The sequence below is a fragment of the Pseudoalteromonas sp. SG43-7 genome (assembly GCF_014164295.1).
GTDB lineage: Bacteria > Pseudomonadota > Gammaproteobacteria > Enterobacterales > Alteromonadaceae > Pseudoalteromonas > Pseudoalteromonas rhizosphaerae.
Genome location: NZ_JACJEY010000034.1, coordinates 11,921 through 26,099 on the forward strand (window position 1 = coordinate 11,921; position 14,179 = coordinate 26,099).

At 36.2% G+C, this 14,179-nt stretch carries 13 protein-coding genes; 9 read left to right on the forward strand and 4 right to left on the reverse strand.

Annotated elements, in window-relative coordinates:
• Positions 1–95 precede the first annotated feature (95 nt).
• Genes H5200_RS15165 through H5200_RS15180 form a run of 4 tightly spaced genes read left to right on the forward strand, consistent with a single transcriptional unit; the run spans position 96 to position 4,235 of the window.
• Entirely contained in the window at positions 96–1,862 is a 1,767-nt protein-coding gene (locus tag H5200_RS15165) for a MotA/TolQ/ExbB proton channel family protein (protein WP_182761766.1), read from the forward strand.
• Complete coding sequence (locus H5200_RS15170; RefSeq protein ID WP_182761767.1) at positions 1,862–2,560, forward strand: OmpA family protein; 699 nt, start codon at positions 1,862–1,864, stop codon at positions 2,558–2,560. Before H5200_RS15165 ends, H5200_RS15170 begins: the two co-directional genes overlap by 1 nt.
• A complete protein-coding gene (locus H5200_RS15175) occupies positions 2,560–3,696 on the forward strand; it encodes an HNH endonuclease (RefSeq protein WP_182761768.1) in 1,137 nt (378 codons plus the stop codon). The genes H5200_RS15170 and H5200_RS15175 overlap by 1 nt, the downstream gene beginning before the upstream one ends.
• A 29-nt stretch (positions 3,697–3,725) precedes the next feature.
• The gene (locus tag H5200_RS15180) at positions 3,726–4,235 is read left to right on the forward strand and encodes a hypothetical protein (protein WP_182761769.1); all 510 of its coding nucleotides are present in this window, start codon (positions 3,726–3,728) and stop codon (positions 4,233–4,235) included.
• 104 nt (positions 4,236–4,339) lie between these two features.
• Here H5200_RS15180 and H5200_RS15185 read toward each other — a convergent pair whose 3' ends face one another.
• Together H5200_RS15185 and H5200_RS15190 are read right to left on the reverse strand one after the other, a co-directional pair.
• Positions 4,340–5,308, reverse strand: a complete 969-nt coding sequence (locus tag H5200_RS15185; RefSeq protein WP_182761770.1) for an HNH endonuclease — start codon at positions 5,306–5,308, stop codon at positions 4,340–4,342.
• Between the two features lie 254 nt (positions 5,309–5,562).
• A complete protein-coding gene (locus tag H5200_RS15190) occupies positions 5,563–6,204 on the reverse strand; it encodes a hypothetical protein (RefSeq protein WP_182761771.1) in 642 nt (213 codons plus the stop codon).
• Between the two features lie 226 nt (positions 6,205–6,430).
• On the opposite strand from H5200_RS15190, the gene H5200_RS15195 reads away from it, so the two are divergent.
• From H5200_RS15195 to H5200_RS15215, 5 genes are all read left to right on the forward strand, one after another.
• Positions 6,431–8,449 carry an ATP-binding protein gene (locus H5200_RS15195; RefSeq protein ID WP_182761772.1) on the forward strand — a complete coding sequence of 673 codons (2,019 nt, stop codon included), beginning with the start codon at positions 6,431–6,433 and terminating at the stop codon, positions 8,447–8,449.
• A gap of 54 nt (positions 8,450–8,503) precedes the next feature.
• Entirely contained in the window at positions 8,504–9,250 is a 747-nt protein-coding gene (locus tag H5200_RS15200) for a GIY-YIG nuclease family protein (RefSeq protein ID WP_182719079.1), read from the forward strand.
• Between the two features lie 12 nt (positions 9,251–9,262).
• Positions 9,263–10,237: a YafY family protein gene (locus tag H5200_RS15205; RefSeq protein ID WP_182761773.1), complete on the forward strand. Its 975-nt coding sequence runs from the start codon at positions 9,263–9,265 to the stop codon at positions 10,235–10,237.
• 78 nt (positions 10,238–10,315) lie between these two features.
• Complete coding sequence (locus H5200_RS15210) at positions 10,316–11,413, forward strand: cell division protein FtsZ (RefSeq protein WP_182761774.1); 1,098 nt, start codon at positions 10,316–10,318, stop codon at positions 11,411–11,413.
• Positions 11,414–11,493: 80 nt separating this feature from the next.
• On the forward strand, positions 11,494–11,820 hold the full coding sequence (locus H5200_RS15215; RefSeq protein WP_182761775.1) for a cyclic-phosphate processing receiver domain-containing protein: 327 nt from the start codon (positions 11,494–11,496) through the stop codon (positions 11,818–11,820).
• A gap of 95 nt (positions 11,821–11,915) precedes the next feature.
• Here the strand turns inward: H5200_RS15215 and H5200_RS15220 are convergent, their stop codons facing one another.
• The gene (locus H5200_RS15220) at positions 11,916–12,692 is read right to left on the reverse strand and encodes an alpha-ketoglutarate-dependent dioxygenase AlkB (RefSeq protein ID WP_182761776.1); all 777 of its coding nucleotides are present in this window, start codon (positions 12,690–12,692) and stop codon (positions 11,916–11,918) included.
• Positions 12,689–13,924: a hypothetical protein gene (locus H5200_RS15225; RefSeq protein ID WP_182761777.1), complete on the reverse strand. Its 1,236-nt coding sequence runs from the start codon at positions 13,922–13,924 to the stop codon at positions 12,689–12,691. The genes H5200_RS15220 and H5200_RS15225 overlap by 4 nt, the downstream gene beginning before the upstream one ends.
• Positions 13,925–14,179 lie beyond the last annotated feature (255 nt).

Genomic DNA, 14,179 nt, shown 5'->3' on the forward strand with positions numbered 1-14,179 from the left:
TTATAATTTTTTTCCTCGCCATTATTGCGTGTTTTCTGCTTTGAGGTTTCAAAGTGGTTGTCTATTTAATTACGAGAGTACAAAAGATAAATCATATGAATATACTAGAAAGTTTACTACGCGGTTTTGATACAAGCGTTGTTAGTGGTGTTGTTTTAATTTTAATGCTTTTTGTTTTTGGTTTAGGTTTGTTTTACACCAAAAAAGCTAAACAAATTGAGTTTGTTCAGTTTGTTCCAACACTATTAACTACTATGGGTATTTTTGGTACTTTTTTAGGTATAGTTCTTGGTTTATTGGAATTTAACCAAAGTGATATAGAAGCCAGTATTCCGTTGTTGCTAGCGGGTTTAAAAACGGCATTTATTACAAGTTTAGCGGGTATATTTTTATCTTTAGTGTTTAAAACACTGTCTACGTTTTCATTTTTAAAACCTAAGCAACTAGAAGATAGCATTTCTCATGCAACACCTGAGGCGATATTAGGTGCTATGCAAGCGCAGGTTGCAGAAACAAAAGTTTTAAAAGAGGCGATTGTTGGTAATGAAGAGTCAACACTGTTTGGGCAATTAAAAATATTACGTGGTGATATTAATGATAATGCAAAAACATCGATAAATATTGCCCAAGAACAAGCTGTAAAACAACAAGAGAACTTTGAGGCGTTTAGTGAAAAGCTATGGCTTAAACTACAAGACTTTGCAGATACTTTATCAAAGTCAGCTACAGAGCAAGTTATTGAAGCGCTAAAACAGGTGATTAGTGACTTTAATAACAACTTAACAGAGCAGTTTGGTGATAACTTTAAACAATTAAATGAAGCGGTAATTAAATTAGTTGAATGGCAAGAAAACTATAAAGTTCAGCTTAAAGAAATGAGTGACCAATACGCTCATGGTGTTGCTTCTATTTCTGCTACTGAATCATCTGTTGCTCATATTAGTGAGCAAAGCCAAATAATTCCTCAATCTATGGGTGAATTAAAAGGTGTTATGGAAGTTAATCAACATCAATTAGCTGAGCTTGAACGCCATCTAGAGGCCTTTAAAGATATGCGCGATAAAGCTGTTGAAGCCGTCCCGCAAATTCAAAAACAAGTTGAAGCTACAGTAAACGATATATCGGCAGCTGTAACAACAGCGAGTGACCATTATAAAACCCTTCTTACACAATCAGACGATTACATAAAAAATCACGTTCAGACATCTAATGTTTTATTAGACAAGTTTGCCCATGAAACAGAGAAAGGCATTAATAGTGTTGGTGAGCGTTTGATTGAAAGCTCAGACAAGATTGGTAAAGAAATCCAAACTGCAGGTAATGAGTTTACAGATAATACAGCTCGAACTAACGAGAGCTTAAAGACAACGTCTGATCATTTACAGTCGCAAACTGAAGTAATTAAGCAGCACTTACAAGATACAGTGACCGATCTTAATAACAATATGCGAGACATGATTGAAAAATTGGTCGATGACGCTAAAGATATTACTTCAACTATGAAGCAGGCTAATCAAAACTTAGTTACAGATACAGAACAAGTACGTGACACTGTAGTTAAGTCAGCTGAAAAACTTCAGCAACGCCTTAATGAAGTTATGGACGATGCTGCTACACAGCAAATTAATCAAGCTAAACGTACTTTTGACGCAATGGAAAATGAGGTTAAAAAGCAGGTTGGTATGACTGGTGAAGCCGTAGACTCACAACTAAAACTTATTGATACTGCGATGCAGCAAGAAATAAACCGTGTTATGAATGAAATGGGTAAAGCTCTTGCACAGGTAAGCGGTAAATTTGTAGATGATTATATTAAGCTAACTAAAGCGATGAATGAAGTTGTAAGCCAGCGAGTAATGTAATGGAAAAGATATTTGGCTCTCAAAACACTTCACAAGATAGTGGTGATCATTGGTTAACGGTATCAGATTTGATGGCTGGTTTAATGGTTGTATTCTTGTTTATAGCTATTGTTTTTATGATGATAACTCAAAAAGAAAACGACAAGATTAAAGATGTTGCTGTTGCTTACCAACAAAACCAAGTTGCTATATATGAAGCTCTAGAAAGTGAATTTGAAAGAGACCTTGATAAGTGGGGAGCAACAATAGACAAAGAAACGTTAGCGTTCAACTTTCAATCTCCAGATGTTTTATTTGCTAATAATGAAACTAGATTAAGTGACGCATATAAAGAAATATTAAACGACTTTTTCCCTCGATATATCAACGTGCTTGCCCCGTTTAGGGACTCTTTAGATGAAATTCGTATTGAGGGTCATACTTCAAGTGTTGGTTTAAGGGGTTCTACAGAGGCTGAAGCATACTTTTATAATATGCGATTATCTCAGGGGCGAACACGTTCTGTATTAGAGTATGGTTATGCACTTATGCCTAATGAGTCTGAGTGGATTAAAGCTAATATTGCTGCAGTTGGTTTTTCATCATCACGTTTGATAAAAGATAATGGTGTGGAAGATGCTGCCAGGTCAAGGCGTGTATCCTTTAGGGCGATTACCAATGCTGATATTCAAATAAAACGGATACTGGAGGCGCAGTAATGAAGCTAACTGTGGATTTTAGTGCGTTACATAGAGCGGTAGCACCCTTAGGGCAAGTAGTAACTGACTTTACTATTACCAGTGATGCTTCTGAACTCGAAAGCATTGGCAGTCATCTTAATCAAGGGATGATATTAGGCAAAGATATACAGTTAGACGAAATTGATGGGTCAAATGGTGTACTAAATTATGACGGCCATCAAGTTATGCTGTATATACCAGATCAAGGCGATGATATTGAAGCCGTTTTGTCTAATGGTAAATTAGGACGACGTATCCATGTGGCAGAGTGCTCAACTCTTGAGTTGATGCGAGAAACAGGCCGGTTTAAACGCTATGATGTAATTAATCGCGTCGATGGCTTTTTTCCTGTGTTTGGCTCAAGCTACAGAGGGGGGCCTAATACAGAGGGGGAGGCTGATTTAGGTGTATGCAAAAACTGCTTAAAAATTCTTAATTACAAGGGTTACTCTACTCAAAGTCCTCAAGTTAAAAACCAAGTATTTAATAGTTTTTCGTTTGAACAATTTTTCGAAGTTTATAGCTCCTACTTTAAAAGTTTACCTGTTAACAGTAGAAAAAGCACAAGTGGTTATACGTCAGATTGGCCATCAATTTCAGCTAAGTTAAGAAGCGATTTAAATTACTCATGTGAGCAATGCGGTGTTGATCTTAAATCTGAAAAAAGGCTCTTACATACACATCATATCAATGGAAATAAAGCAGATAATGAGCGAGATAATTTGAGAGTACTTTGTGCAGATTGCCATAAAAAGCAGCCACATCATGACCATATATATGTAAGCAACTCAGATATTCTTAAAATAAACCAGCTAAGACGTGAGCAACATAAGTTTGACGTGTTTAATTACGATAATCTGCGAGAGTGTGCGGATACAGCATTAGATGGCCTTCTGCAAAAATGTGAGTCGACTAGGTTACCAGGTGCTGAACTAGGTATTGTTATTCAAGATAAAGAAACATTTGTTTCAATCGATCTTTGCTGGCCAAGACGAAAAGTAGCTGTGCTTATTAATATGAGTAATTCTAATATATTAATAAGACATGGTTGGACTATATTTACTGCATTCGACGCCTTAAATAACTTTGAGAATTTTCAGCGTCGAATTAGATAAAATCATTAACTTTTAAAGGATTAAATGATATGCATTCGAAAGCAAGCTTTGTTTTTTGGCTTACATTAGCACTTTATTTGGTAACACTATTTACTGTTACTTATGTAGGGGTTTATCTAACGTACATAGCTCTACCAATTTTAGTTATTTCAGGTCTGATTATGAAGTGTACTAAACCAAAGCCTGAGGTACAAAAGCTTTATAATGATAGTAAATCTGCGGCTACTCAGGCACTAGTAGGCACAAGTAACTTTTTAGATAGTGTTACTGAAGGTCTAAGTGAATTTAATAAAAGTCTAGAAGCTGAAAATAAAATATATGAGCTAGTTAGGGAGCGAACGAAAGCTTATAAAGATAAAGTACAATCTTTAAAAGTAGAAAAAATACCATTCGAAATGAAGCTATCCCATGCTGAACTAGGCTCAGAAAAACGTAATCTACAAAATGAAATAGAGCGTATTGACAGGGAAATAGAACTGAACAACAAGCATATAGAGCAGATTAAGATAGCCTGTGAATTAGAGGTTATAACTCCGTAGTATATAAATTTGGGGATAGCTATAACCTTAGCAACTTTCTATATGAAGCCCTAATCAATTGTGCTAATCATAGGCAGTTGCGTAAGGTTGTTACATATTAAACTTTATTTACCAAGTGCTTTATCTAATTTTGATTTGGACAAAGTATTTCGAGAGACCAAATTTTGTTTTAGTTTATCAAAGTTAATTAAGTTGTTTTTTTGCGCTAACTGTTTACCATTTAACTCGTAGTACAAGTCATAATCTTTAAGTTTATTACTTACCTTAACCACAAAATTATCATTAATTTTAATCAAACCATCGTCAAAAAGCTTATGCAAATCAGAACGCAAAAGCAGGCCGTTCTCATTTTCAAAGTTACCTTTATGGTTAGTATCAGCATGTGGAATTATATGAGCAGCTTGCAGTGATTCCGCAGGACATTTTCCTGACATAAAACAAGTTTCACCATAAATACTTAAAAGTTGTTTTCTAAACGGGCCTTGACCTACTCGGACATAAACTAGGCGAATCTTATCGTTTGTGTCTCTATCCTCAAGTGTTTCTATCTCTTGCAAAGATATAGTATCAAGAGAAAGGTAGCTATAAAAAATATCGGTTGGGTTTGTATTGTCAAAAGTAATTAAGCGTGATTGCACTTTATCTGTATTTACTGCTTGTTTTATGAAACTAATAGCATGACTTGTATTTATATTACCTGTTAACTCTATCTGATGTTTAGACTCGCCATCTAAATCCATTTCTTCATGAACTACTTTTTTAACCTTGTCGTCTCCAGCAATGTAAATAGCTGCTTTTTTATTTGTTATTTTTAAAGTGAAAACACCTGCGCCTTTATTCTTTTTACAAAGCTTTCCAGCTACAGGGTATTTATGTACACCAAACCTAAACCTCCCATTTACTAAACTCCATAAATCAAAGTCGCCAATTGATGCTTGGATTTGATAAATTACTTTTTTAAATTCGACTTCATTTATTATTACATCGTCGTTAAGACGGCTTCTGATGAGTAAGTATACATAATGCGCCACCTCATCGATGTCAAACCTAGTTCCTGCTTTTATGAGTATCATTTTATTTCCCTAAAAATTATCGGTGTTTGTAAAAATGTAAATTTATTAAATTGCGCGTTTTAGCTAATTATAAGTACCTAAAAAACATCTGGTCCAAATGTTAGTTAAATTTTTTGTATCTATCATGTCGTTATTTTCGACAAGTATTAGATTAGAAACACTACTGAGGTATCTGTTTTATTTACAGAGCTTAGAGTTTTCTTTATTAGTGGGAGTCAAGTTTATGTAGTGCTAAATAAAGTTTGAATGCTTCCCTAAATCCAAATTTTTTCTAAGCATTTAGAGTTCATCATATCGTTAATCTCTATAAATTTTAGATATGCTTTTCCTTTTTTTAATGATTTATCGTTGATACCAAGTTCCGAATTTTGGTAAGTAATGGGCGTGACATTTATATAGTGAAAGCTATCAAGTCTAATTAAAACCTTGTTTAAGCTGTCGTTACTAATTTTTGAGTTGAGCTTTTTTGATATGAGTTCATGAAGCGGAGTCAGTTCAATATCGGCGGTGTGCATATATGTAAAGTGAACCTCTAAATTATCTTCACCATAATATTGATATACAAGTTCATTTGTACTGCAAATAAAAACAACTCCTTCACCTGCACTGATTTGATCTAAGATATTAAATAATCCTAAAGCTACTTTAATATCAATAGGTTTCAAATTGGGATTTGAAATCACGTTATTGGTAAAAGATTCAAAACTATCGGGAGCCTTGTCAAAAGAAAACCCTTTCTCACCATTGTTATTTTTAGTATATTTTTGCAGTAGTGGTCTATGTATATAGATTTTACTATTTTTTAGATGCTTTTGAGTGAGCTTAGTATTTTGATGCTTATTCTTTAAAACAATAGGGTTATCTACCGAGCCTGGTTTTAAATTAACTTCTTCCATATAAAGTCCATTTCAACGTTATAGTCTGTATATTGCTATAATATTCATTATAAAACAAACACTTATTTTTTTACGTTTGTTTTTCTAAATAAAAAAAGAAAAACCTTTTTTATTTACTTTAAGTTCAATGGCTTATGCCGTTTTGTGTTTGCTTTTCTTACGTGATCTAAAAATATTTCACCTTGCTACTATGTATCCATTGATTACAAACAACTAGGTACATAGCATGAACACAACCCCTCAATTAAAACGTATTGTGGCACACTTTACCACTGAATTATTAGAAGAGTTCGACACAGAAGAGCTTTGGCAAGATAAGCTATTTAAAAAGGCTTTATGTAGCATTTCTGGTTTCAGCTATACAAATTTACAGGGCTTAGATGTTGATGATTTGATCACGCGAATAGATCATTTAGCAATCAACACAATGTCAAAAACGATACAAAAAAATGTGTATATATTTTGTAAAGCGTTTTCACTGCCAAAAGTGGTTACTCCTTTAGTTATTTTTTCGTGCTGTATGACGCTCAGTAAACCATTGCGCGAACTTGTTGAATACTTACGTGACGATTACGCGAGCGTTATTTTAGAAAAAATAGCTTACGTGCTTAGTATTGATGAGGCACTGCTTAACAAGCAAATTGGGTTAATTATTGAATCTGGCATGTATTCAATGGATATGGAGATATTTGCTGGGGAAGATGAGTTTTTAATATTACCAAACGCAATTGCTAAAAGCCTGCTCGAGGGTAAGTTAAATAGTGAAAGTGATATTTTATCTAACTTGGTCACTGCCTGTGAAGCTTCTGAACTTAGCGCTGCTGATTTATCGCACTTAGATTTAAATACTTTACTAAAAGCTACACAAAATGCGACTAAGACCGGTGGGCAACCATTGAGTATTTTATTTTATGGTGTGCCAGGTTCGGGTAAAACTTCATTGGCGAAATATTTAGCGCAAGCGTGTGACTCGCAGTTGCTTAAGGTGCAAGCTAAAGGTAGCAACTTAATAAACCCAACTAACGAGCTCGATAGTCGAAGCGCAAGCTCTGAGCTGCGTTTAGAGCACTTTAATGTGGTGAGTAAGTTGGTAGGTAAGCGTAAAAAAACAATATTGTTATTGGATGAGTGTGAAAACATTTTTGAGCGTGATTTATTCTCTAAAAGCTTCTCAAAAGAGCTACTTCATACTTACATTGAAAATCATCCGGTAGTGAGTATTTGGATCACCAACCATTTAGAGGATTTACCACAGAGCGTTATTAGACGATTTAATATTGTTTACGAAATTCCTGAGCTAAACAAAGCAACTAAAGAAAAAATGATCGGCAAATATGTTAAAGGCTTGAGTGTTGGTAACAGCTTTATAAGTCAGTTAGCTGCTCAAAAGAATTTGCTGCCAGCTCATATTGCTAAAGCAGTACATGTAGCGAGGTTATGTGGGTTTAAAGCTCAAGAAGCACGTGAATGTATTGAAGAGAATATTCAAGACACCTTAACTGCATGCGGCTTTTCAACATATGAATTAACTTATCAAGCAGCGCAAAAGTTTAATCCACAAATGGTAAACGTAGAGTCTGAGTATGCATCACTCGAACAGGTGGAAGAGGCTGTAATAGAGTATTCAAGTTCACGTACATTGCTAACTGGCCCGCCAGGCACAGGTAAAACAGCCTTTGTGAATTATTTATGCGAAAAAGCTGACTTTAAACTTATTTCGATCAAAGCATCTGACTTACTAAGCAAGTGGGTTGGCGAAAATGAGCAAAACATTGCTCAACTATTTAAACAAGCTACACAAGAAGGAAGTGCAATATTTATTGATGAAGCTGATAGCTTGTTGTGTAGCCGTGAACAAGCAACGGCAAATTGGGAGGTACAAACAGTTAATGAATTATTATGCCAGATGGAGCAATTTCAACTCCCACTTTTTGCTGCGACTAACTTTGCTAAAAACTTAGATAAAGCGGTAATGAGGCGATTTGATTTTAATTTAAATTTAACCTACTTAACTTCGGTTCAAGCTAAGCAATTATTTAAAGATACATTGGGCCAAGGGGTGTTAAAGAAGGACCTAATGCATAAGCTATTCAAACTGTCGAAGTTAACACCAGGTGACTTTGCGATTGTAAAAAGGCAAATGAGGTTTTCAAAAAAACGAATGACTCAAGAGCGAATGTTATCGATTTTACAAGAACAAAACGATCTAAAAGAAGGTGATAAGCGAAAAATAGGTTTTGTATGAAAATTTAAGAGCTTATGATGTAATGAACTAAGTTTAATATATTGAGAGTTAAGTATGAAGTTTTCAAAATTAGCAAAAGAAAGTTTGGGATGTTATGTATACTGCTTAATTGACCCTAGTAATAATGAAATTTTCTACATAGGTAAAGCGTCTAAAAATAATAGAGCATTTGATCATTTAAAAGAGATTGGAAAAGAAACAGATAAGAGCGGCCGCATTTCAGATATAAGAGCTGCGGGTGAAGAGCCTAGAGTTGAAATTTTAAGATATGGTTTAGATGAAAGCACTGCATTTGAAGTTGAAGCTGCGATTATTGATACGATAGGTTTGGAGAATTTGACAAATGCAGTCAGGGGGCACGGCATAGAAAAGGGTCGCTCTAGTGTGGATGATATCGAAAGATTACATTCTTCAAAACCTCTTTTAGTTGATAGTATTAAAGAAAAGTGTATTTTGTTTTATATAAATCAGACATATTCACCGACATTAAGTGAGCCTGAAATCTACGATATGACACGTCAATTTTGGTACGGTGTATCTGAGGAAACTAGAAAAAATAACAAGTACAATCTTGCCTTAGCAGTAGTTGATGGGGTGGTAGTTCAAGTTTATACAATAGAGGCTTGGTTTGAAGCTGGCTCTACATTGTCTACCAGAGTTTATAAAGGAAAACCTAATAAGTGGGAGTTTATAGGGCAAGCTCATAAAGAACATTATCTGCGAGGGCGTATGCTGATAAATTCTGATGGTAAGCCAATACCAGCTATGCAACAAGGTTATAGTTACCTACCTAAAAAGTGATCAGATACATTAATGAATTCACACCGTCATTTATCCATTTTAGAGCTTGTGCCAATAGCGCCAAGCTCTATCACGACCCAACAGCTGCAGCAAAAACTGCTTGAACGTGGGTTGGAGATTTCAACCCGCATGCTTCAACGAGACCTGCAATCACTATACGAGCAAGGTTGCTTTGGGCTTGAAAAAGATATACGTACCAAACCCTATGGTTGGTCTATTAATGCGCAGTGGCGAGGTGGCAACGCAAAAGTAATGAGCAGCGAAGTGGCTGAACATTACTTGTTGCTGGAGCAATTACTACCGCAATCTGTACCGAGCGATGTGAAACGCTCTGTGCATACTAAAGCTGAGCAAGCGCTTAAACGTTTTAATGGGCATTTACCTGACTGGATTTCAACCTTGCCAAAACCTTCTTTAAAAGTAAATATTGATACTCAGTTGGTTAAGCAAATTGAACATGCCATTAAACACAAACGTGCTGTGAGTGCAGAGCTTTATAGGGTGCTTTATGATGAGGCGCACTGGTTAAAATTTACTGAATTGAGTTTTCATAACTTAGTTGAGCAAGGCGGTGTTTTAATGGTGCAGTTTATGGTGGGGCAACTTCACGATAAATGCTACCAAATGCCGGTTTACCGTATTCGTAATGTGCAGGTACTGCAAAAAACACGACGTGAGCCAACTACTGAGCAATTAAAATCGTTACGCAGTGCTATTAACAAAGGCATGACGCAATCAGCTATTGAGTTAATTGTTAAAGTGCCCAGCCACTCGGCGGTAAACCAAGGTTTTATTGAACTTGGCGAGCTGACTGACAAACAACATATTAATGATAAAAGCGTATTACTCACCTACCAAACTATTGATACCGAGCAACTAAACGATGAGCTATTTAAATGTGCTCATTGGCTCGAGGTCATAAAACCTGAGCGTATCCGAAAAAGAATCATTACAAAGCTTAAAGCTGCTACTACAAACTACCTCTAATGACCTTAGCTAGTCTGGGTGCGTCAAAAATTGACGCACCTGTTTGCTATGCTTCTTTTAAAGATGAAAGGAGTGGTTATGTTTCAATTAATTGAGCAGCAAGATGGTTTATCTATTGGTGTATTTGGTATTGGTGGCTGCGGCTGTAATACGTTAAATAGTATTTATGAGCAGCGAGAGAGTAAGCAGGCTAAGTTATTTAGTGTTAATACCGATAAAGTGGTGCTCGAACATACACAAAGTGATGATGCCGTGCTTATCGGTGCTGAGTTAACTCATGGTTATGGCGCTGGGGCCGATCCTGAGGTTGGCCTGCAGGCTGCTCAAGAGAGTAAAGAGCAACTGTTAGTATTAATAAATAGCTGCGATATTTTATTGTGTGCAACAGGGCTTGGTGGTGGCACCGGCACTGGCGCAAGCCCATTTATAGCGCAGCTTGCGCGTGAGCAAAATAAACCAGTGATATTTGTAGCGACATTGCCTTTTAGCAGTGAGGGGCAGTTTAGAAGCAACATAGCGCAAGCAGGGCTGAATACCTTAAAAGAGTATGCTAATGCGGTGATCACGTTACCTAATGATCAACTTATTGAAGTGTTAGGTAATGATGTTGGCTTGTTTGATGCCTTTAAACACAGCAACCAAATATTGCATTCATTAATAAAATCGTTAATCGATATGCTGTGTTATCAAGGTTTGATTAACGTTGATTTAAACGACTTTGCTAAAATTATGGATTGCCAAGGCGATGCCGTATTAGGTGTAGGCAAGTGCGATCTTGAAGATGAACTTGCAAACGCGCTTGATGGGGCGCTTAATAATCCGCTGGTTAACCAAGTTGATATGTCATCAAGTACCGGCGTTATTGTGCAAGTAAACTGTAAAGATGAGATTTCACTGGGTAGTTATAATCTCATCACCGACACGGTTCGCCAGCAAGTTAGCCCTAATGCGTTAGTGATCTGTGGTGTGTCTAAAATTGAGAGCTTAGTAACTAATTACGAACTGTTGATCATAGCAACGGGCGCAAGCGCGAAGATGCTTGTTGAACCTAATGATAAAGCGCCTAATAGTGAACTAAAAAAGCCAGATGCTGTAATCTATAAACCTCAAGCTTCAGATATTTTTGATATACCCGCATTTATTCGTAATCAAGCCCCGCCGCCCTCCGGGAAATAACGGTTATTCACTATTTGTACTTAAAGGGTTGTTAGCTGTTGTTTTCAGAGTCTGAATACTTTTTTAAGTGGTATAAATCTATGAACGTATATTTAGATGATGAGAGGGAAACTCCAGCCGGTTGGTTACGAGCCTATTGGCCCGATGAAGTGATTAAACTTTTGAAGACCGGTAAAGTAAAGCAGCTCAGCCTCGATCATGATTTAGGAAATGATAATAAAGGCACTGGCTATGATGTTTTACTTTGGATTGAGCGGGCAGTGTTTATTGATGGCTTTGTACCACCAGCAATAGCCGTTCACTCAGCTAATAGCTCAGCACGCATAAAAATGGAGCGCGCAATTACACAAATTAACTTACTGGCTAGAAATCAACAGGGTTCTAAACGCTGCAATAACGAGTGGTGAACTTTGCAAGTAAACAGGATTATTTATGACGATATTATATATCACTGGCGCAGGTGTAAGTGCAGCCAGTGGCATACCGACTTTCAATAATATATTTAAGGCTCAAGTAAATCGGCAGCACTTAATGTGTAGTTAATGGGTGGGTAGTTAAACTCAAGGCTTTTGTTTTCTTCTCCTCTGAGCTTATAGTATTGTTTTTGTTCAGATTCTGTTGCGAAAGTAAGCCGCTGGCCGTTGTTTAAATAGGGTTGGCCGTTTTTAAATTTGATAAAGGTTTTTGACTCTCTAAATGTTAGGCCAAACCATTTATTATCTATTTCACCCTTTTTAAAACTGGGCGTTTTTTGCAATATAATTTTATGGTGATACTGCGTATTGGTATCGGTTGAAAATAACACCACGCTGTTATGTGTGAGCGGTATGTCAAATTGCTCGTCACTATTTTTATGTTTAACGCGCAAAGTTCTAATATGCTTATCAGTCAATAAATCGGGGTTTTCGTAACACGAAAATAGCGCAATACATGAAGGTTTTTTAATGTCTAAGCACTGATCACTGTGATATTTCATGGTGCTGTAGCTGGCATCATACACTTCGGCCAACGCATTGTTAAAGTCAGTCTCTGGTAATGCATGTTGTTTAAGCGCTTTATTTATATGCTCAACAATTTGCTGGTGGCAGGTTAAAAACGCTTGAGCTGGGTTTTGGTACTGGCTGGTGGTTCTAACAAGGGGAATACCCGCACTGGTTTTTTCAATCAGCGTGTTACCAAGCCGGCCTTTCGTTATATTTTCTAATTGGGTATGCGCTTGTAAATGAGCAAATAAGTGCTCATCACAAGGGAGGGTTATTTTATAAAACGGGAATGTCATAATATCGGCTTTTTATAATCGCCAGAGTTCATACTAAAATGCACTGTGCCGTAATCAACGTGGCTTTGGTATTTGTTTTCTTGGTAGTAAGCATCTCTTAAATCAAGCATGTTTTCGTCATTGATATTTTTCATTTCAATGAGTTCATCATTTTCTTTTATGAAGGTTTTATCGTTTGTATAAACCGCTTCTAAATTAGAGCAGCGTATTACATAGCCCATTCTAATAGGAATTTTATCTATGTTTAATACCGAAGGGCGTATTTCATGGGTATATAAGCGATTAGTTGACAGCGGAATAATAAACACCGAGTTAGGGTATAAAGTCACGGTAAATTCTTTTACTAATGATTCATCAGTAACTGAAGGCTTAAGTTTAAAAATCAAGCGATTTAGGGCGCTTGATTTTTTATAACACCAATCGAATGTGTCGGTTTTTGGTGGTGTTAGCTCAGCAAATTTACTGTTTTCGTAAAATGTACAAAAAGCAATTAGCCCCGCTTTTGGCATATCTTTGGTTTTATCTGAGTGGGCTTTTATTTTAGCTTTAACATCTTTTGGGTTATTTTCATCTTTGGCTTTATTTTCATAAATCTGCGCCAATACATGATTAAGATCTGTGGGCTGCGTAAAATCATATTTAGCTGCCTCATTCACAACATTAACAACGTGATGGTCGGTTTCACGTAAGTTATCTGTAGCCCCAGTTAAATTGCTAGAGCAGCGTAATAAATGAAAATGCAGTTGCTCGTCGTCACTGTTCGCATGAGTTTGAGTCACCTTACTGATGTATATGCCTTTACGTAGCGCTGTTGATGGCTTATTTGATTCAGTTAATTGTTGAAAGTCATGTTCGGTTTTTATTTTTGAAAAATAGTCACTCTTATCACTAAACAGTTTACGGTAGTAAATCCCTGCATTATGAATGTTTAACGGCACTTGCCCATGGCTAATGGTTGTTAGTGTGGCATTACTTATAGGCTCAATATTAAGAGAAAATTCTTTAATAACTAACAGCTCAACATGCTCATTAAAACAACTATCAAGTTTTGCAAGATCGCCAATAACATATATTCTTTGCGCATCATTAACGCAGGTAATATCAGCTGTGCAGGTTATTTTTGTGCCACAAAAGTGCGTTAATAGGTAATTTAAATTAGCATCGCTACTATTTTGATCAGTAAGATTAATGAGTATATTTTTACTGTTAGAAAGTGAATTTTCGGCGTGCATATACATCCTTTATTACTAGCGGCTGATGAATTATTAAATCATGATAGTATTGATATATGGTTACTTTTATAATATTTACAAGTTGATGAATAAAACTTTTATAGAATATATTTAAACATTATCACGAGCGGTTATTAATACCTCTAATCACAGGGAAAAGCATGACTTTAAGGTGTTTTTGGCTCATTACACCGGCGATTGTGTCATATCGAGGGATACCTTGTATATGAGGGCTTATACTTTCCTTCTTCTAGC